Origin of the sequence: Micromonospora sp. NPDC048842 (assembly GCF_040649935.1) — a bacterium.
GTDB classification, from domain to species: domain Bacteria; phylum Actinomycetota; class Actinomycetes; order Mycobacteriales; family Micromonosporaceae; genus Micromonospora; species Micromonospora hortensis.
On record NZ_JBEZGK010000006.1, the window covers coordinates 266,958 to 286,521 of the forward strand.

Genomic DNA, 19,564 nt, shown 5'->3' on the forward strand with positions numbered 1-19,564 from the left:
GTTACTCGACGTCCATCGTGTCGTTCGTTCATTCGGGCAGCTCCAGGCCCGCTGCCGCGAAGTCCGCGCGCAGCTGGGCGATCTCGTCGTCGGTGGCGTCCACGAGCGGGGGTCGCACCGGGCCGGCCGGCAGGCCCAGCGACGCCAGGCCCGCCTTCACCAGAATGGTGCCCTGGGTACGGAAGATGCCGGTGAACAGCGGCAGCAGCCGCCGGTGCAGGGCCAGCGCGGTAGGCATGTCCCCCGCGTCGTACGCCTCGATCATCTGTGCGGTCAGCGCCCCGGTGAAGTGCGTCGAGGTGCCGACCACGCCCACGCATCCGACGGCCAGCGCCGGCAGGGTGAGGGCGTCCTCACCGCTGTAGAAGGCGAGGGTGGTGCGGCTGGTGACCCAGCTGGTGGCGGTCAGGTCGCCCTTGGCGTCCTTGACCGCGACGATCCGGCCGTGTTCGGCGAGCCGGACCAACGTCTCGGTGTCGATCGGCACGCCGGAGCGGTGCGGAATGTCGTACAGCATCACCGGCAGGCCGGTGGCATCGGCCACCGCGGTGAAGTGTCGCAGCAACCCGCTCTGCGGCGGCTTGTTGTAGTACGGGGTGACCACCAGCAGGCCGTGCGCACCCGCCTTCTCGGCGGCGGCGGCCAGCTCGATGGTGTGCCGGGTGTCGTTGGTGCCGACGCCCGCGACCACCTTGGCGCGGTCACCGACGGCCTCCACCACGGCCCGGATCAGGTGTTCCTTCTCCGCGTCGGTGGTGGTCGGCGACTCGCCGGTGGTGCCATTGACCACCAGCGCGTCGTTGCCCTGCTCGTCGACCAGGTGGCTCGCCAGCCGGGCGGCGCCGTCGAGATCGAGGGAACCGTCGGGGGTGAACGGGCTCACCATGGCTGTGAGCAGCCGGCCGAAGGGGCGGGACGCCGGTCGGGCCGCGGCGTCGAGGTGGTCGTGCGTCATACCCTCCAACCTAGCGGACGACCAGCCGAGGCCCGCCGGGGAAGGGCTCAGGACGCCTCGTGCGGGCTGGCCGCCACTTCGGTGCCGTCCGGCAACGTGGTGATCACGAAGTCGGCGAACACGTTCGGGGCGACCCCCTGGAGCTGGCGCAGGCACTCCACGGCCAGCTCACGGATCTCCACGTCGGCGTGCTCGGTGGCCCGCATCGCGATGAAGTGCCGCCAGGCCCGGTAGTTGCCGGAGACCACGATCCGGGTCTCGGTGGCGTTGGGCAGCACCGCGCGGGCAGCCTGCCGGGCCTGCTTACGGCGCAGCGTCGGGTTGGGCTCGTCGGAGAAGCGCTGCTCGAGGCCCTCCAACAACTCGGTGTACGCCCGAACGCTCGCCTCGGCGGCCTCCACGAACTTCTTGTGCAGCTCCGGGTCGTCGGCGATGACGGCCGGCTCGACCATGGCCGCGTCCCGCTCCGGGACGTAGCGCTGCGACAGCTGGGAGTACGAGAAGTGCCGGTGCCGGATCAGCTCGTGGGTGAAGGAGCGGGACACCCCGGTGAAGTAGAAGGTGACCGACCCGTGCTCCAGCACGCTCAGGTGGCCCACTTCGAGGATGTGCGCCAGGTAGCCGGCGTTGGTGGCGGTCGCCGGGTTCGGCTTCTTCCACGACTGGTAGCAGGCCCGACCGGCGAACTCGGCGAGCGCCTGGCCGCCCTCCGCGTCGGTCGACCACGGCACGTCGTCCGGGGCCGCGAATTGGGTCCACGCGATCAACTTGACCTGGGGCTGCACCATGTCCGGCATTCCTGGGACTTTAGTGGTGGGGTGCCGCCCGACCCAACTCAGGCGCGCCCCGTGCAATGTCGATCACTCAGACAACGCCGAACCCGCCGATGCCCAAGGCGTTGGCCGGGGTCGGGGGTCCGGGGTCCGGGGTCCGGGGTCCGGGCGTCGTCGACGGGGCCGGGGCGGACAGTGCCGTCGGCGTCCTCTGGAGCTGAATCGTTGGCGACATCAGCCCTGGCGGATGGGTCACCAAAGCCGGCGACCAAGGCCCGGGCGCCGTTCAGGTGCCCCAGCGACTCGAGCGGGCCAAGCGGACCGAGCAGCCCAAGCGACCCAGGCCGCCCGCGCCCGAGCGACCCGCGTCCGAACAGCCCGAGCCCAAGCGACCCGAGCCCAAGCGATCCGGCCCCGAACGACCCAACCCCGAACGGCCCTAGCCCGAACGGTCCAAGCGGCTCAGCAGCCGCTTCCGCTCTCAAGATCACGCAACATCCTGGAGGTAGTGCCATCCGGCGCGCCCGAAACCACTACTTCCAGGATCGAGCACGATATTGGGGCGAGGTGCGTCGGCAACCGTGCGCCGCGCACGCGGGTGTGCGGCTGCTCAGTGGGTGATCGACTCGGTTTCCTGAAAGTCGGGGTCTCCGGGTCGGGTGGATGGCCCGGTTTCCTGGATGCCGAGTCGATCATGGGTCGTGGGCACCGGAGGACCCGTGATGTCGTAAACGAATCAGCTCCAAAGGACGTCGACACAGCACATGCCGGCCGAGGCCCACATCCGCCCGCCGGTCGGATCCGAGCACTGGGCCCGTCGGGCGGCGACAGGTTCGGCGGGGGCGCGTCAGACAGCGGCGCGTCGGGCGGCGGCGCGTCAGACAGCGGCGTGTCGGGCGGCGGCGATCGCCGCGCGCGAGGCAACGGCGTCGCGGCCAAGTCGCCGCGCGTCAGGCGACGGCAGGTCCGGGACGGGCGACGGCGGCGCGGTCAGACGTAGAGCGAGGTGAACGGCGCCCAGGGCAGGTTGCGTAGCACCGAGAAGGCCAGCCAGGCGGCCAGGAAACCGCCGATGACCTTCGAGCTGATCCGCAGCTCGGGCAGCCGCCACCCGAACGCCTGGTTTCCCGCCCAGGCCACGAAGAGGTACGCGAGGAACGGCAGCGCGAAGACGAACAGGAAGTGGTGCCGGGCGGCGGCCGGCAGGTCGCCGTGCAGCACGTACCAGAGCGCACGGGTGCCACCACAACCCGGGCAGTCCAGCCCGGTGGTCAACTTGAGCAGACAGGTGGGCGCGGCGTCCGGGTCGGCGTAGGTCGGGTTGCTGAGCAGCGCGTAGCTCATGCCGATGGCGACGCAGCCGACCGCGGCCAGCGGCACCGCCCAGCGCGGGGAACGTTCGTAGAGCCGCAGCACGAACCGGGTGAGCCGGTCGGGCTCAGGCGCCGGGTAGCCACCAGGCGGGGTCGTCGGCCAACCCTCCGGACCCGAGCCGCCGGGACCGAAGCCGCCCGGACCGGAACCGGCGGGACCGAAGCCGCCCTGACCAGGGCCGCCCGAACCGGGGCCGCCCGAACCGGGGCCGGCGGGACCCGAGCCGGCGGAATTGAAGCCACCGGGACCCGTACCACCGTCGGCCGGCGCCGTGTGGACCGCGCCGGGGGCGGGGTGCGGCTGGTCGACCGGTCCGGGAGCGCTCGTCACGCGCTCACGGTACACCGGACACGCCGGCCAACGCGGCGGTGAGCGGACCGGCCAGATCGCCGGCCGCTGGAGGGGCCACCGCGTCCAGGCCGAGCCAGCCGGCGAGGCGGTACAGCTCGGCGGCGAGCGCGACGGCTGTCTCCCCCGGCTCGGCGCCGGGTTCGAGCCAGGCGGCCGGCACCAGCAGCACCCCGGCCTTCCGATCGGCCTTCAGATCGACCCGGGCGGTGAACCGATCGCCTTGCAGGAACGGCAACACGTAATAGCCGTAGACCCGCTGTGGGGCCGGGACGTAGATCTCGATCCGGTAGCTGAAGTCGAACAGCCGCTCGGTGCGGGCCCGTTCCCAGATCAGCGGATCGAAGGGGCTGACCAGTGTGTTGCCCCGCACCCAGCGGGGCAGCCGGGCGGACGTGTGCAGCCAGGCCGGCTGCCGCCAGCCCGGCACTGTGACAGGCACCAGCTCACCGGCCTCGACCAGCTCCGCGACGGCCTGCCGGGCGCCGGCCAGCGGCAACCGGAAGTAGTCGCGCAGCTCCGGCTCGGCTGCCACCCCGAGAGACCGCGCGGCGAGGGAAACCAGCGTCCGGTACGCCTCGGCGTCGGTCGGGGTGGGCGCGGCCAGTACCGCCGGAGGCAGCACCCGCTCGGGCAGGTCGTAGCGGCGGGCGAAGGAGGTGCTGCGTTCGGCGGCGGCGACCTCCCCGGCCCAGAACAGGAACTCCAACGCCCGCTTGACCGCCGACCAGTTCCAACCCCAGTTGCCGGTCTCGCGGGGGGCGTCGTGCTCGATCTCGGCGGCGGTCAGCGGCCCCCGGACGGCCACCTCGTCCCGCACCCAGGCGACCAACTCCGGCTGCTCCTGCGCGATCCGCCGCATGCCGCCCCAGGATTCGCTGTGCGCCCGGGCCATCCGCCAGCGCAGTATCGGGTGCAGCTCCACCGGGACCAGCGACGCCTCGTGGCCCCAGTATTCGAACAGCTCACGCGGGCGCCGGTAGGCAGCCTGGTCGAGCAGCGTGGTCGGGTAGGGGCCGAGCCGGCTGTAGAGCGGCAGGTAGTGCGCACGTTGCAGCACGTTGACCGAGTCCATCTGGATCAGCCCGACCCGGCCCAGCACGCGACGCAGGTGCCGGCGGCTGGGCACGCCCGTCGGCGCCGGGTCGGCGAAGCCCTGGGCGGCGAGCGCCACGCGGCGGGCCTGGGCGAGCGAGAGTGATTCCGGTGCGGTCATCGTCGGCGACCTTAATTCATCGGTACGACGCCGGTGCGGGAAGCTGGACGTGACGACCAACGGGGCATAGAACGGTGCAATGCTGACCATCCGTCGGGAGGAGCCGGACGACGCCGAGGCGGTCGCCCGGGTACACGTGCACGGCTGGCAGGCGGGCTACGCCGGCTTCATGCCGGACGAGGTGCTCGGGCGGCTCAACGTGGTGGCCTGGGCGCAGCGTCGTCGCGACGTCGGCACCGCCGATCCGGAACACCCGTTCACCACGCTGCTCGGCGAGGTGGACGGGTTGGTCGTCGGCTTCACCACCTTCGGGCCGTACCGCCGCAACCAGGACCGGGACGACCTGGACCCGGCGGTCGGCGAGGTGGTGGCGCTCTACGTGGAGCCGGCCCACTGGGGTGACGGGACCGCCGCGGCATTGCTGGACGCCGCCCGCGGCGGACTCACCGAGCGGGGCTGGGCCGGCTACCGGGCGTGGGTGCTGGCGGACAACCGGCGGGCCCGGCGGTTCTGCGAGCGCGCCGGCCTGTCACCGGACGGTGAGCGGTCGACCTACCAGGTGCCGCTGGCCGGTGGGGGCCCGCCGGTCGGGCTGGTCGAGTTGCGGTACGCCGGACGCCTCGACAGCTGATCCGTTCGGGGTGAGCCACCGGCGGATCGGCAGGAAGGCCAGCAGCGCCAGACTGACCCACACGTAGGCGTTGCTGCCCAGGAAGCCGTCGACGCCGGTGAAGTCCTTCTCCCAGAGCCAGACGGTCCGGCTGATCAGCAGCGCGTACCCGATGGTCGCGGCGAGCAGCAGGACCTGCCGTCGGCGGCCGGCCGGCGCGGCCATCGCGTTGTCGACCAGCAGGATCAACGCGGGCAGCAGCCAGACCAGGTGGTGCACCCAGGTGACCGGGCTGACCAGGCACATCACCGCGCCGGTCAGCGCCAGGCCGGTCGCCTCGTCGCCGGCCGCGACGGCGGCCCGGGAACGCCAGGCCCAGAGCGCCAGGGTGCCGAGCACCAGCAGCAGCCACAGCAGTGTGCTCGGGTGCTCCGGGTCGAGCCGGGCGACCACCCCGCGCAGCGACTGGTTGGAGACGAAGGCCAGCTCGCCCACCCGTCCGGTGTTCCACAGCGCCTCGGTCCAGAACTCCCGGGACGCGTCGGGGAAGAGCGCGGCGGCCAGCAGCGACACCCCGGCGGCGGTGCCGCTGGCGGTGAGCGCCGCCCGCCACCGCCCGGTCACCAGCAGGTAGACGATGAACACGCCAGGGGTCAGTTTGATCGCCGTGGCGAGGCCGATGCCCACCCCGGCCCACCGGTTGCCGGCGGGTAGCAGCCGCAGCAGGTCCACCGCCACCAGGAAGAGCAGCAGCGTGTTGACCTGGCCGAAGTTGACCGTCTCCCGCATCGGTTCGAACGCGGCGGCCAGGCAGAGCGCCACGGCGAGGGCGAACCACCGGGTCCAGCCGGCGCGGCGGGCGATCGGGTCGACCAGCCACCAGATCAGCACCGTGGTGGTGGCCACGCTGGCGAGCACGCTCACCACGATCGCGGCCGTCCACGGCAGGTACGCCATCGGCAGCATCACCAGCGCGGCGAACGGCGGATAGGTGAAGCCGTACTGGGTGCCCGGTTTGAGGTAGTCGTAGATCTCCCCGCCGTCGTGCACCCACCAGGTCAACGCGCCGTAGTAGACCTTCAGGTCGAAGAACCCGTGCCGGACGGCGGCGACGGCGAGGAACCCGGCGACCGCCGCGGCGAGCACCACCACCCCGACGACCTGCGCGGTCGTCCTATTGGCACCCTGCGCCACCGTCGTCTCCCTCGCCCTGCGTAGGCTTCCGTCCCATGGCTCTCGGGTACGTCCGCCCGGCGCGTCCCGAGGACGCCGGCGAGATCGCACGCATCCAGCTCGCGACCTGGCGGGTCGCGTACCGCCGGATCCTGCCTCGGCATGTGCTCGACAACCTGGACGAGGCGTTCCTCGCCCGGCGGTGGAGCGCCGCGGTGCTGGAGCCGCCCTCGGGCGCGCACCGGGTGCTGGTCGCCGTCGAACAGGCCGAGCAATCGTATCTGGTGGGGTTCGCCGCCTCCGGCCCGGCCGACGCCGAGGCGTTGGCCCCGGGTGAGCCGGCCGACGCGCTCGGCCCGGACGTGGCGGCGGTGACCGATCTGCTGATCGAGCCGCGGTGGGGCCGTCGGGGGCACGGCAGTCGACTGCTCGCCGCCGCCGTCGACCTGTGGCGGGAGGACGGGATGAGCCGTGCGGTGGCCTGGGCGTTCGACGGTGACGAGGCGACCCGCAAGTTCCTGACCAGCACCGGGTGGGAGCTCGACGGCGCGGCCCGGGCGCTTGACGTCGACGACATGCTGGTGCCCCAGGTGCGCCTGCACGTGGGCGTGCCGACCGAGAAGGTGCCTGTCGACGACGAGCCCGTTGGCTGACCCGCGCTGACGCCCCGGCCCGGATACCGGCACGGGTCGGCGTGCCCCGGCCGGAGTGGGCGCCGATGTCCGACCTGTCGCCTACGGTCGGCCCATGAGCTCAGCCACCACGCCGCTGTCGGCGCCGACCGCCGAGGGTCACCTGGAGGGGTTCCGGGTCGAGCTGACCGGCTACTGCTACCGGATGCTCGGCTCGCTGTTCGACGCCGAGGACGCGGTGCAGGAGACTCTGCTGCGGGCCTGGCGCGGGTGGGACGGCTTCGACGGCCGCGCCAGCACGCGCACCTGGCTCTACCGGATCGCCACCAACGTCTGCCTGGATCTGCTGAGGGGTCACCGGCGGCGGGCCATGCCGACGGATTTCGGTGACCCGTCGCCGCCGGTGGCCCCGAGCCTTGGTGACGCGGAGACGGGTTGGGTAGGGCCGGCGGCGGATGCTGCGGTGTTGCCCACTGCGGATCCGGCGGAGCTGGCCGTGCTGCGGGACTCGGTCCGGTTGGCGTTCGTCGCCGCGCTCCAGCACCTGCCTCCCCGGCAGCGCGCGGTACTGATCCTTCGGGACGTGTTGCGCTGGCATGCCGACGAGGTCGCCGGTCTGCTCGAGACCAGCGTGCCCGCCGTCAACAGTGCGTTGCAACGTGCCCGGGCCACGCTGGCCGAGCGGGCCGGCGCGACGCCGGGCCCGGCCCTGGACGAGGAGCATCGCGACCTGCTGGACCGCTACGTGCGGGTGTTCGAGCGCTACGACATCGACGCTCTCGTGGGTCTGCTGCGCGAGGACGCGGTGCACAGCATGCCTCCGTACCGGATGTGGTTGTCGGGGGCGGCCGACATCGGCCGGTGGATGGTTTCCTGGCCGGCGTCCGGCTGCCAAGGTTCCCGGCTCCTGCCGGTGTCGGCCAATGGCGCTCCGGCGCTGGCGCAGTACCGTCCTGACCCGGCTGGGGGGCGCCGAGCGTTCTCCATCCAGCTCATCGACGTCGCCGACGGCCGGATCACCCGGCTCACCCACTTCCTGGAGCCGGCGCTCTTCGCCCGCTTCGGCCTGCCCGACAAAATCGCCTGACGATGCACCGATGAGTTCGGGGCCGGACCGTCGTCCACCCTCCGACACTGACCGTCACCAGGAGGGTGAGAACGATGCGGACAGCACACCCCGCAGCCGGGCGTCGGGAGTGGATTGGGCTGGCCGTGTTGGCCCTGCCCACTCTGCTGCTGGCACTCGACCTGAGCGTGCTCTATCTGGCCCTGCCGAGCCTCAGCGCGGACCTCGGCGCCGACAGCACCCAGCAGTTGTGGATCACCGATGCGTACGGTTTCCTGGTGGCCGGTTTCCTGGTCACGATGGGCACCCTGGGCGATCGGGTGGGTCGTCGACGCCTGTTGTTGATCGGGGCCGGTGCCTTCGCCGTGGTCTCGGTGGTGGCCGCCTACGCACCGAATCCGCCGCTGCTGATCGCCGCGCGGGCACTGCTCGGTGTCGCCGGGGCCACGCTGATGCCTTCCACGCTGGCCCTGATCAGCAACATGTTCCAGATCCCGGCGCAGCGCGCGGTGGCGGTCGGGGTCTGGATGAGCTGCTTCATGGGCGGGATGGCGGTCGGGCCGGTGATCGGCGGGGTGCTGCTGGAGAATTTCTGGTGGGGCTCGGCGTTCCTGCTGGGTGTGCCGGTGATGGCGGTGTTGCTGGTGGTCGCGCCGCTGCTGCTTCCGGAGTTCCGCGACCCGCGCCCCGGCCGACTGGACCTGGTCAGCGTCGCGTTGTCGCTCGCCACCATCCTGCCGGCGGTCTACGGCATCAAGGAGCTGGCCCGGCACGGTTGGCGCCCGCTGGCCGTGCTGGCGATCGTGACCGGCCTGCTGGTGGGGGTGGTCTTCGTGCGGCGGCAGCGCCGGCTTCCTCATCCGCTGCTGGACGTGGGCCTCTTCGGCAACCGCACGTTCACTGCCGCACTGCTGGTGTTCCTGCTCAACGGTCTGTTGATGGGCGGCACCTTCCTGCTGGTCAGCCAGTGGCTGCAACTGGTCGAAGGGCTGACCCCGCTGCGCGCCGGGCTGCTGCTGGTGCCGCAGGCGGTGGCGATGATCGGCGCGACCACTGTGGCTCCGTTGCTGGCCCGTCGGTTCCGGCCGGGGCACGTGATGGCCGTCGGGCAACTGATCACGGCGGCGGGTTTCCTGCTCCTCACCGGCGCGGAAGGCGACCACGCCCTGTTTGTCGTCCTGGTCGCCTTCGTCGTCACCTCCGCCGGGATCGCGTTGCCGTCGGCCCTGGTCACCGACCTGATCGTCGGGTCGGCGCCGCCGGAACGGGCCGGCTCGGCAGCGTCGCTCTCGGAGACCAGCGGCGAGTTGGGCATCGCCCTGGGTGTGGCGGTCCTGGGCAGCGTGGGCGCCGCCGTCTACCGTGCCGAGCTGGGCCCGGCGCTGCCCGCGGGTCTGCCCGCCGAGGCGGCGGCCCGGGCCCGCGACGGGTTGGCCGGGGCGGTCACGGTGGCCGGTGAGCTGCCGGGCGGGATGGGCGGTCCGCTGGTCGAGGCGGCCCGGGCGGCGTACACGAGCGGGCTGGTAGTGGCGGCCACCGCCGGTGCCGTCGTGCTGCTCGGGCTGGCAGTGGTCGCCGCGTTGGCGTTCCGGTCGGTGCCGTCCTACGCGCCGGTCGGTGCCGAGCCGGCCCAGCCCGAGGAGCCCGCGTCGACCGCCACCCCACACTGATGCGCGGAGCCGGTGTGGCGGTTCCGATTATCGGCACCGCCACACCGGGCCGGTCAGCCCTTGTCCGAGCCGTCGTTGCCGTCGCGGACGAAGTACCGCTGGAACACCACGAAGATGATCGCTACCGGGATGGTGGCCAGCAGCGCGGCGCCGAGTTTGAGCGGGTACTGGGTGCCCTTGCCGAGCGAGCCGCTGACCAGGTCGGCCAATCCGCGCGGCAGGGTGAACAGGTCAGGGTCCTGCACCGACACCAGGCTGTGTGGGAACTCGTTCCAGGAGCCCTGGAACGACAGGATGGTGAGGGTGATCAGCGCCGGTTTCGCCATCGGCAGCACCACCGACCAGAAGGTACGGAAGATGCTCGCCCCGTCGATCCGGGCGGCCTCCTCGACACTCACCGGAATCGACTCGAAGAACTGCTTCATGATGAACACGCCCGCCGCGTCGGCCAGCAGCGGCACCACCAGCCCGGCGTAGCTGTTGTAGAGGCCGAGCTGGTTGAGCACCAGGAACTTCGGGATCAGCAGCACCACACCGGGCACCGCCATCACCGCGATGACGGCGGCGAACAGCCCGCTGCGGCCGCGGAACCGCAGCCGGGCCAGCGCGTACCCGGCGAGCGAGTCGAAGAAGACCCGGCCGATGGTGACCAGCACCGTCACCAGCAGCGAGTTGCCCAGCCACAGCGGGAAGTTGGTGCCGGCGAAGATCCGTTCGAAGCCGGCCAGCGTGAGCGGGTCCGGAAAAGGTGACAGCGGGTTCGCCGCCGCGTCGGACTCGGTCTTGAGCGCGTTGCCGATCTGGATGACGAACGGGTAGAGGAACACCAGCCCGAAGAAGACCAGCGTGGCGTACCCCAGGAAGCGGGTGGCCAGGGTGCGGGCCGCGCGCTGCTGACGCCGCGCGGGCGCCGCCGCCGGGCGGTCGGTGAGCATTGCCATCTCAGGACCTTCCCGGTACGCGCCGACGCCACAGGCCGCGGCGCGGCTGGTCGGTGTCCCGCTCGGCCAGCGCCCGGCGCTGGATGAGTGTGAGCACGATGATGATCAGGAACAGCACGAAGGAGATCGCCGCGCCGGAGCCGTAGTCGAAGTCCCGGAAGGCGGTCCGGTACGACAGGTAGGCCGGGGTGAGCGTGGTCTTGGCCGGGTCGCCCTGGCTCATCACGTACACCTGGTCGAAGACCTGCCAGGAGCCGATCATGCCGAGGGTGAGCACCAGGAAGGTGGTGGGCCTGATCATCGGCAATGTGACGTACCGGAAGCGCTGCCACCGGGACGCGCCGTCGAGGGTGCTCGCCTCGTCCAGGGCGACCGGCACGTTCTGCAGCCCGGCCAGGAACATCAGCATGAAGGTGCCGGAGGTGGTCCAGACGACCAACGTGATGATCGAGATCATCGCCACGCTCGGGCCGGCCAACCAGTCCCACCAGGTCAGCCCGAACGGGCCACCGTCGGCCAGTGCCGCCGGTGGCGAGTCGACGCCGACCGCGCCGAACAGCAGGTGCAGCACACCCCGGGAGTCGGCGAACCACTCCGGGCCGTCGATCCCGAGGAAACCGAGCAGCGCGTTCACCGCGCCGGAGTTGGCGAAGAGAAACAGGAACACCACGCTGATCGCGACCGAGCTGGTCACCGAGGGGAAGTAGAAGGCGCTGCGGAAGAAGCTCTTGCCCTTGAGCATCCGGTTGTTGACGACCAACGCCAGCCCGAGCGCGAGCACTGTCTGCGCCGGCACCACGATCGCCACGTAGTAGATGTTGTTGCGGATGCTGGTCATGAAGTCGCGGCGGGCCAGCCCGTCCTCGGTGAACAACTGGGTGTAGTTGTGTGCGCCGACGAACGGGACGTCGCCGGTGAACGGGCTGCCCTGGCCGTTCCAGTCGGTCAGGCTGACCCAGAGCGCCATCAGGATGGGCAGCAGCAGGAACAGCCCCAGAATGACGAGAACCGGTGCGACGAAGAGCCAGCCGGCGAGGTTCTCGTTGCTCCGGATGCCGCCCCTGCGTCGGCGGGGGCCGGCCCCGCCCGCTGTCGCCACGGCGGTCAGTGTCTCGGTTGCCATCTTCCCTCCCTTCCTCTGTCCGGCCGACGTGCGGCGGGGGCCCCGGTGGTCGCCGGGGCCCCCACCAGCACCTCAGCTGCCGCCGAGCGCCGCCTTGGCGTTCTTGTCGAAGTTCTGCAGCACGGTCTTCGGGTCGCCGTTGGCCAGGCCCTGTAGACCGGTGTCGAGGTCCTTGAGGACGCTGTCCATCTTCGGGGCGTTCACCGGGCCCTGGGCGTACGCGGCACCGTCGATGAACACCTTGTCCGCCGGGAACGCGGCGGTGTACTGGTCGCGCGCCGACTGGCGGGACGGCATGACACCGAACGCCTTCGCGAAGGTCATCTGCTGCTCGCCGCTGGTCATCGCCTCGACGAACTTGATCGCCTGATCCTTGTACTTGCTCTTCGCGGCGACGCCCCAGCACTGGGTGAAGGAGAGCGTGCCCTGCCCCTTGGTGCCGGCCGGCAGCGCCACGACCTTGTACTTCACGTTCGGGAAGTCGTTCTGCAGGGCACCCTTGATCCAGTTGCCCTCGATGGTCATCACTGCCTTGCCCTTGCCGAACGCCTCACCCGACCAGCCGGCGTCGAGCTGCTTCGGGTACTTGGCCAGGCCGGTGCTGAGCATGGTCTTGACGTACTGGAGGGCGGCGAGGTTCTCCGGGGTGTCGGCGGTCGGCTGCTTGCCGTCCTTGCTCACCAGCCAGCCGCCGTTCTGCACCATGAAGGCGCCGATCCGGTCCCGGGTGTCACCGAGGGCCAGCGGGACCTGCCCCTTGGCCTTGATCTTCTGGGCGACGGCGGTGAGCTGCTCCCAGGTCGTCGGCACGTCGGCGTCGGTCAGCCCGGCCTTGCTCCACAGGTCGGTGTTGATCTGCAGGGCCAGGGTCGAGAAGTCCTTGGGCGCGCAGTAGAGCTTGCCGTCGTACGTGAAGGTGGTGCGCAGGCTCTCGTAGAAGTCGCTGGAGTTGCTGATCTTGTCGCCGTACGGCTCGAGGGCGCCGACACTTGCGTAGTCGGCGAACTGGGCCGCGTCCACGTAGAAGACGTCCGGCGGGGTGCCGCCGGCGAGAGCCTGACCGAGCTGCTGGGTGAGGTCCTGCGCCGGGGTGACAGTCGCGGTGTTGCCGGAGCTGCCGGCCCACTTCGCGGCGGCGTCCTGCACGGCCTTGGTCTCGGCCTCGCCGGACGAGCCGATCAGGATCTGCAGGCTGGCCGGGCCGCTGGACTGGGCGGTGTCGCCGGAGGAGTCGTCGAAGCCGCTGCCGCAGGCGGCGGAGCCGAGGAGGGCGACGGCGGCGAGGCCGGCCACCGCTGCCCGGGTGATTGTTCGAGGTGCCATGGTTTCTCCTGGTGGGGGGTGGGACTACGCGGTGTGCCGCAGTGCCAACGAGGGCTGGAGCAGCACGGGGGTGGGGGTCTCGTGGTCGCCGTCGAGGACCCCGGTGAGCAGGTCCACGCAGCGGGCGGCGGCCTCGCCGAGCGGCTGGCTGACGCTGGTCAGCCCGACCGCGGCGGCCACCGGCGTGTCGTCGAAGCCGATCACCGACACGGGCGGGTCGACGCCCCGAATCGCCTGGAGAGCGCCGAGGGCGAGTGAGTCGCTGGCGCAGACCACGGCGCTCGGTGCCACTGTGTCGAGCAGGTCGCGCATCAGGCGTTCACCCTCGGCGATGCCGTCCTCGGTCTCCCGGTGCAGCCCGGTCGGGTCGACGCCGGCCGCACGCAGCGCGTCGCGCCACCCGGCCCGCCGGTCGTCGCCGACGCCGGAGCCGACCGGCCAGCCGAGAAAGGCGATCCGCCGGTGGCCGGCGTCGAGCAGACGCCGAGTGGCCTGGGCGGTGCCGGCGGCGCCGTCCACGTCCACCCAGGGGTGCGCGTCGAGCGCGTCCCATGGGCGACCGAAGGTCACGAACGGCACGTCCCGGTCGGCGAGCCATTCGGTACGCGGGTCGCCGTACTTGGTGCCCACCAGCACGAACGCGTCCAACTCGTAGGTGCCGAGCAGGTCGCCGTAGGTGGCGATCTCCCGGTCGTCGTCGGTGGCGGTGTAGAGCAGCACCCGGTAGCCGGCGGCGTCGGCGGTCTCGGTGAGGCCGTGCAGGAAGCGGTCGAGCACGGAGCCGTTGATGCCGTCGCGGGTCGGGTCGATCCGGGCGGCGATGAGGCGGGACCGGCCGGTGCGCATCTGCCGGGCGGCCTGGTTGGCCCGGTAGCCGAGCGCGTTGATCGCGTCCTCGACCCGCTGACGGGTCTCCTGCCGCACGATGTGCGGGCTGTTGAGCACGTTGGACACCGTCTGCCGGCTGACTCGGGCGTGCCGGGCCACCGTCGCGATGGTCACCTTTTCGGCCACTTAATCCCTCTCGCCATCTTGAACGATCCAATTTGGATAAGGCAGGATTGGATCGTTCAAGTTTCTGGAATGTTTCGCACTTTGCACCGCCAGGGGCGCGTTGTCAAGATGGCCGCCCCGCACCCCGAGGATCTGGAGCTACACCGTGATCGAACGCCAGCTGCAACCCCTCCTGCACGAGTTGGTCGGGGTGGTCCTCGCACCGACCAGCGCGCTGGGGGACGCGACCGGTCAGATCCGCCCGACCGGCGTCCAGGGCGTCTTCCACGCCGATGCCCGGGTGCTCTCCCGCGCCGAGCTGCGGGTCGACGAGCGGGAGCTCGAAGGGCTGACCCGCGGCGACGACGGCCCGCACGGCGCACACTTCGTGAGCCTGGCCCGCTGGCTCGGTGACCCGACGCCCGACCCCACCGTCCGCGTCGACCGGCTCCGGCGGGCCACCCGCAACGGCCTCACCGAGGAGCTGCGGATCGTCTCCACCGCCACTGTCGGCGTACGGGCCACCGTCTCCGTCGACCTCGGCTGCGACCTGGCACCCATCGAGGTCGTCAAGTCCGGTGGCGCCACCGACGCGCTGACGGCCAGGCCCGGTCAGCCCGGCACGCTCACCTGGTCGGGCACCGGGATCACCGTCACCGTCACCGCGCCGGGCGCCGACGTGCTGGTCGACGGCGAGCGGGCCACCGCACCCCGGCTGGCCTGGCCGGTCGACCTGCCCCCCAGGGGCGAGTCCGTGCTGCGCTGGCAGTTGACAGTCGACGACCCGCGCGCCGTCGTCGTCGGCCCGGCCGGCGAGCCCGAGTGGTCCCGACCCGAGGTGACCGCCGACGACCGGCGGCTGATCCGACTGCTCGACCGCAGCCTGGACGACATGCGCGGCCTCCGACTGGTCGAGACCGGCGCACCCGGCGACGTGTTCCTCGGCGCCGGGGTGCCCTGGTTCCTCACCCTGTTCGGCCGGGACAGCCTCTGGGCCGCCCGGATGATGCTGCCGCTCGGCACCGACCTGGCCGCCGGCACTTTGCGCGTGCTCGCCCGGCGACAGGGCACGCGGATCGACCCGACGACCGGCGAGGCCCCCGGCAAGATCCTGCACGAGCTGCGCCGTCACGCGTTCGCCCTGCCCGACAACGGCCTGCGCCTCCCGCCGGCGTACTACGGCACTGTCGACGCCACGATGCTCTGGGTCAACCTGCTGCACGACGCGTGGCGTTGGGGAATGCCCGCCGAGCAGATCGAGCCCCTGCTGCCGCACCTGGAGGCGGCGCTGCGCTGGCTCGGCGAGCACGCCGACCCGGACGGCGACGGCCTGGTCGAGTACGTCGACACCACCGGGCACGGGCTGTCCAACCAGGGCTGGAAGGACTCCGGCGACGCCGTCCGCTTCCACGACGGCACCCTGGCCACCGCGCCGATAGTGCTGGCCGAGGTGCAGGGGTACGCGCACGAGGCCGCCGTGAACGGCGCCGCCCTGCTGGACGCCTTCGGCCGACCGGGCGCCGACCGCTGGCGCGAGCACGCCGCCGCGCTGGTCGGTCGGTTCCGCAAGAGCTTCTGGGTCGACGGTCGCCACGGACCGCAACCCGCGCTGGCCCTCGACCGTGACAAGCGCCCGGTCGACTCGCTGACCAGCAACATCGGCCACCTGCTCGGCACCGGACTGCTCGACCGCGACGAGGAGGCCCAGGTCGCGCACCTGCTCACCACCGACACCATGGCCACCGGGTTCGGGCTACGCACCATGTCCAGCGACGACGCCGGGTTCAGCCCGTTGTCGTACCACTGTGGCTCGATCTGGACCCACGACACAGCGATCGTGCTCGGTGGGCTGGCCCGCGCCGGGCACCGCGAAGCCGCGCTCGGTCTGGCCGACGGGCTGCTCAGCGCGGCCGAGGCGTTCGACTACCGGATGCCGGAGCTGTACGGCGGCGACGACCGGGCACTGGTGAACCGCCCGGTGCCGTACCCGGCCGCGTGCCGACCGCAGGCGTGGGCCGCGGCGGGCGCGGTGCTGCTGCTCCAGGCCGCCACGGGGCTCTACCCGGACGTGCCGGGCGGCACGGTCCGACTGGCGCCCCTGGCGGGAGCGGAGTTCGGTGCCGTGGCGGTCGACGGCCTCCGCGTGGCCGACACGCCGGTGCACGTGGCGATCGACCGCACCGGCAAAGCCACAGTCACCGGCCTCCCCACAACGCTGACCCCAACCCCACCCGTCCCCACCCAACGCCGCCCCACAGCCCCTCTCCCCCGCTAATCCCCAACCCGCCCCACCCCACCCGACCCCACCCGACCCCGACCCGACCCCGCCCCGCCCCGCCGTCGATCATGGAGTTGTGGTGGGCAACAGCTCCATATGTGCCCCTTATGCGAGGCACCACAACTCCATGATCGACCCAGGCCGGGCCGGACGCGCCGACGATCTTGCGGCTTCGGTTGTCCAGATGGGTCGAATGTTCTTTATGTCGCCACTGAAACTGCAAGATCGCGGGGCTCAGGGGGTTCGTTCGGCGATCAGCTCGTCGTCGTCAATGGCACCCGTGGGGTGGAAGCCCAGGGAGGTGTACAGGGCTGCGGCCGGGGTGTTGTCGGGGTGGTACGACAGGCGGACCGGGGGCTTACCGTCCCGGTCGGCCAGCCAGGGGGCCAGGGTCTGCACCGTCGCCCGGCCGACACCCTGGGCCTGCTCGGCGGCATCGATCAGCATCCCGCCGATCCAGTGCGAGCCGTCGTCGTCCACGCCCCACATGACGTGGCCGACGACGGTCTCGTCGGCGTACACGGCGAGCGAGTTCCACACCTCGGAGCGCATGCTCAGCAGCAGGTAACGCGCGCCCAGCGCGGCCACGTACCGGCGCTGGTCGTCGCGCGGGGCGACGTCGGCCACCGCCCGCCAGTTGTCGTCGTCGACAGGCCGCAGTGTCACTCGCCGCCCGGCCCGGTCACCATGTCCACCATCGATCATCGGGGCAGCCTAGGGTCGGCCGGACCCGTGCCGCGACCAGGTTTCGCCCCGGGCCGACGTGGGCCGGTCAGTCGAGCAGGGCGTCCAGGCCGACGGTGAGGCCGGGACGGTTGCGCACCGCGCGGACGGCCAGCAGCACACCCGGCATGAACGACACCCTGTCGTACGAGTCGTGCCGGATGGTCAGCGTCTCGCCGGTGCCGCCGAACAGCACCTCCTGGTGGGCGACCAGGCCGGTGGCGCGCACCGCGTGGACTCGTACCCCGTCGATCTCGGCGCCGCGCGCACCCGGCACCTCGTCCTTGGTGGCGTCCGGGACCGGGCCGAGGCCGGCCTCCGCGCGGGCCCGGGCGATCTGCCGGGCGGTGTGGGTGGCGGTGCCGCTCGGGGCGTCGAGCTTGCGCGGGTGGTGCTGCTCGATGATCTCGACGGACTCGAAGTGTCGGGCGGCTCGCGCGGCGAACTGCATCATCAGCACCGCGCCGATACCGAAGTTCGGGGCGATGACCACACCCACCTCGGGCTTGTCGGCCAGCCAGCCGCGCACCTGCTCCACCCGCTGCTCGGTGAAGCCGGTAGTGCCGACCACAGCGCTGATGCCCTGCTCGATGCACCACTGGAGGTTGTCCATGACGACGTCCGGGGTGGTGAAGTCGACGACCACCTCGGCGGTGGAGACGGAGGAGCGGTCGTCGCCCTGGTCGATCGCCGCGGTCAGGGCGAGATCGTCGGCGACGTCGACCGCCTTGCAGACCTCGATGCCCATCCGGCCGCGCGCACCAAACACACCGACCCGCAGCTGCTGGGCCGGGGTCTTTCCCTGCTCGTCAGTCACGGGGCACAACCTATCCCAATCGGGACGGGCCCTTCCGGCCGGATCCGCTGTGCTCCACCGGGCGGGACACCCCGACCGGGCTGCCTCGACCGGCCGGGCGGCAGACCTCAGACCGCGAAGTCGCCGGCGCCGAACGGGCCCACCACGGCCAGCGACATCGGCCGGCTGAGCAGTTCGGCGGCGAGGACGTTCACGTCCTCCACTGTGACCTCGTCGACGCGGCGGAGCAGCTCGTCGACAGGCATCAGGTCGCCGTAGAGCAGCTCACCCTTGGCCAGCCGGCTCATCCGGGAACCGGTGTCCTCCAGGCCGAGCACGAAGGAGCCCTTGCTCATCCCCTTGCCCCGGGCCACCTCGGCCTCGGTCAACCCGTCGGCGGCCACCCGGGCCAGCTCGGCACGGGTCAGGGACAGCACCTCGTCCACCTTGCCCGGCGCGCAGCCGGCGTAGACGGCGAACAGGCCGGTGTCGGCGTACTGGCTGGCGTAGGAGTAGACCGAGTACGCGAGGCCGCGCTGCTCGCGGATCTCCTGGAACAGACGGCTGGACATGCCGCCACCGAGCACGTTGTTGAGCACCCCGAGGGCGAACCGCCGATCGTCGAGCCGGTCGATGCCGGGGCAGCCGAGGATGACGTGTGCCTGCTCGGTCTCCTTCGGCTCCACCAGTGTGGTCGCCGGCTTGGTGCGTACCGCCGGGGTCGCCGCGCGGTGCGGCGCCGGGCCGGCCGGGTCGCTGTCCAGCGGGGTGCCGCGCACTGCCTGACGGACCATCTTGACCACGGCGGCGTGGTCGAGGTTGCCGGCGGCGGCGATGACGATCTGCGGCGCGGTGTACCGACCCCGGTAGAAGCTCTGGATCTGCCGCCGGGTCATCGGGGTGACGGTCTCAGCGGTGCCGGAGATCAGCCGGCCCAGCGGGTGATCGCCGTAGACGGCCTGGACGAAGAGGTCGTGCACCTCGTCACCCGGCTCGTCGTCGTGCATGGCGATCTCCTCCAGGATCACGCCACGCTCGGTCTCGACGTCTGCCGGCTCCAACAGCGAGTCCGCTACCAGGTCGCACATCACGTCGATCGCCAGCGGCAGGTCCTCGTCCAGCACGCGGGCGTAGTAGCAGGTGTATTCCTTCGTGGTGAAGGCATTGGTCTCGCCACCCACCGCCTCGATCTGCGAGGAGATCTCCAGTGCGGTGCGCTTGTGGGTGCCCTTGAAGAGCAGGTGCTCGAGGAAGTGCGCGGCACCGGCCTGCGGGCCGGTCTCGTCACGCGAGCCGACCGCCACCCAGATGCCGAACGAGACGCTGCGCATCGCCGGAATCGCCTCGGTGAGGACGCGCAGGCCGCTGGGCAGCACGGTACGACGTACCGTGCCGCCCAGCGGGTCGTCGCTGAGCGTCCGGGTCACCGCGCGGGCGGTGCCGCCGGAGCGGCCCGCCCCGGTGTCCCGAGACGGGGCCACCCCCCGTCGATCCGGTGGAAACGGCGCGCTGATGGCCCGACTCACGACTTGCTCCCGGTTCGACGAGGGGTGGGTGATGCGTTGTACGA

17 protein-coding genes are annotated in these 19,564 nt (G+C 71.6%); 5 read left to right on the top strand and 12 right to left on the bottom strand.

What is annotated here, in order from left to right:
- Positions 1-28 precede the first annotated feature (28 nt).
- The 4 genes from dapA to AB0C19_RS11515 all read right to left on the bottom strand — a co-directional run bounded on the left by dapA (position 29) and on the right by AB0C19_RS11515 (position 4,666).
- Positions 29-955 carry a 4-hydroxy-tetrahydrodipicolinate synthase gene (dapA, locus tag AB0C19_RS11500; protein WP_330440207.1) on the bottom strand — a complete coding sequence of 309 codons (927 nt, stop codon included), beginning with the start codon at positions 953-955 and terminating at the stop codon, positions 29-31.
- 47 nt (positions 956-1,002) lie between these two features.
- Positions 1,003-1,743 (bottom strand): FAD-dependent thymidylate synthase, encoded by a 741-nt coding sequence (gene thyX / locus AB0C19_RS11505; RefSeq protein ID WP_091400425.1) that lies wholly within the window; start codon positions 1,741-1,743, stop codon positions 1,003-1,005.
- Between the two features lie 975 nt (positions 1,744-2,718).
- Positions 2,719-3,432: a DUF2752 domain-containing protein gene (locus AB0C19_RS11510; RefSeq protein WP_357182979.1), complete on the bottom strand. Its 714-nt coding sequence runs from the start codon at positions 3,430-3,432 to the stop codon at positions 2,719-2,721.
- Positions 3,433-3,436: 4 nt separating this feature from the next.
- Positions 3,437-4,666 carry a crosslink repair DNA glycosylase YcaQ family protein gene (locus AB0C19_RS11515; RefSeq protein ID WP_357182982.1) on the bottom strand — a complete coding sequence of 410 codons (1,230 nt, stop codon included), beginning with the start codon at positions 4,664-4,666 and terminating at the stop codon, positions 3,437-3,439.
- A 79-nt stretch (positions 4,667-4,745) separates the two neighbouring features.
- Here AB0C19_RS11515 and AB0C19_RS11520 point away from each other — a divergent pair, with 79 nt between their 5' ends.
- On the top strand, positions 4,746-5,297 hold the full coding sequence (locus tag AB0C19_RS11520; RefSeq protein WP_357182985.1) for a GNAT family N-acetyltransferase: 552 nt from the start codon (positions 4,746-4,748) through the stop codon (positions 5,295-5,297).
- On the opposite strand, the gene AB0C19_RS11525 is transcribed toward AB0C19_RS11520, so the two are convergent.
- Positions 5,196-6,470 (bottom strand): glycosyltransferase 87 family protein, encoded by a 1,275-nt coding sequence (locus tag AB0C19_RS11525; protein WP_357182988.1) that lies wholly within the window; start codon positions 6,468-6,470, stop codon positions 5,196-5,198. The two genes, AB0C19_RS11520 and AB0C19_RS11525, sit on opposite strands and share 102 nt — an antisense overlap.
- A 35-nt stretch (positions 6,471-6,505) precedes the next feature.
- On the opposite strand from AB0C19_RS11525, the gene AB0C19_RS11530 reads away from it, so the two are divergent.
- The 3 genes from AB0C19_RS11530 to AB0C19_RS11540 all read left to right on the top strand — a co-directional run bounded on the left by AB0C19_RS11530 (position 6,506) and on the right by AB0C19_RS11540 (position 9,817).
- Positions 6,506-7,102, top strand: a complete 597-nt coding sequence (locus tag AB0C19_RS11530) for a GNAT family N-acetyltransferase (protein ID WP_357182991.1) — start codon at positions 6,506-6,508, stop codon at positions 7,100-7,102.
- A 94-nt stretch (positions 7,103-7,196) separates the two neighbouring features.
- On the top strand, positions 7,197-8,168 hold the full coding sequence (locus AB0C19_RS11535) for a sigma-70 family RNA polymerase sigma factor (RefSeq protein ID WP_357182994.1): 972 nt from the start codon (positions 7,197-7,199) through the stop codon (positions 8,166-8,168).
- A gap of 74 nt (positions 8,169-8,242) precedes the next feature.
- A complete protein-coding gene (locus AB0C19_RS11540) occupies positions 8,243-9,817 on the top strand; it encodes an MFS transporter (protein WP_357182997.1) in 1,575 nt (524 codons plus the stop codon).
- Positions 9,818-9,870: 53 nt separating this feature from the next.
- On the opposite strand, the gene AB0C19_RS11545 is transcribed toward AB0C19_RS11540, so the two are convergent.
- The 4 genes from AB0C19_RS11545 to AB0C19_RS11560 all read right to left on the bottom strand — a co-directional run bounded on the left by AB0C19_RS11545 (position 9,871) and on the right by AB0C19_RS11560 (position 14,218).
- Entirely contained in the window at positions 9,871-10,758 is an 888-nt protein-coding gene (locus tag AB0C19_RS11545) for a carbohydrate ABC transporter permease (protein WP_357183000.1), read from the bottom strand.
- Position 10,759: 1 nt separating this feature from the next.
- The gene (locus tag AB0C19_RS11550; protein WP_357183003.1) at positions 10,760-11,881 is read right to left on the bottom strand and encodes a sugar ABC transporter permease; all 1,122 of its coding nucleotides are present in this window, start codon (positions 11,879-11,881) and stop codon (positions 10,760-10,762) included.
- Positions 11,882-11,953: 72 nt separating this feature from the next.
- Positions 11,954-13,204, bottom strand: coding sequence for an extracellular solute-binding protein (locus AB0C19_RS11555; protein WP_357183006.1), 1,251 nt, complete (start codon positions 13,202-13,204; stop codon positions 11,954-11,956).
- 24 nt (positions 13,205-13,228) lie between these two features.
- Positions 13,229-14,218 carry a LacI family DNA-binding transcriptional regulator gene (locus AB0C19_RS11560; RefSeq protein WP_357183009.1) on the bottom strand — a complete coding sequence of 330 codons (990 nt, stop codon included), beginning with the start codon at positions 14,216-14,218 and terminating at the stop codon, positions 13,229-13,231.
- 145 nt (positions 14,219-14,363) lie between these two features.
- On the opposite strand from AB0C19_RS11560, the gene AB0C19_RS11565 reads away from it, so the two are divergent.
- Complete coding sequence (locus AB0C19_RS11565; RefSeq protein ID WP_357183012.1) at positions 14,364-16,472, top strand: glycogen debranching N-terminal domain-containing protein; 2,109 nt, start codon at positions 14,364-14,366, stop codon at positions 16,470-16,472.
- 237 nt (positions 16,473-16,709) lie between these two features.
- Here AB0C19_RS11565 and AB0C19_RS11570 read toward each other — a convergent pair whose 3' ends face one another.
- From AB0C19_RS11570 to AB0C19_RS11580, 3 genes are all read right to left on the bottom strand, one after another.
- The gene (locus tag AB0C19_RS11570) at positions 16,710-17,180 is read right to left on the bottom strand and encodes a GNAT family N-acetyltransferase (protein ID WP_357183015.1); all 471 of its coding nucleotides are present in this window, start codon (positions 17,178-17,180) and stop codon (positions 16,710-16,712) included.
- Positions 17,181-17,247: 67 nt separating this feature from the next.
- Entirely contained in the window at positions 17,248-18,015 is a 768-nt protein-coding gene (gene dapB / locus AB0C19_RS11575) for a 4-hydroxy-tetrahydrodipicolinate reductase (protein WP_357183018.1), read from the bottom strand.
- Between the two features lie 107 nt (positions 18,016-18,122).
- Positions 18,123-19,520, bottom strand: a complete 1,398-nt coding sequence (locus tag AB0C19_RS11580; RefSeq protein ID WP_357183021.1) for a pitrilysin family protein — start codon at positions 19,518-19,520, stop codon at positions 18,123-18,125.
- Between the last annotated feature and the right edge of the window lie 44 nt (positions 19,521-19,564).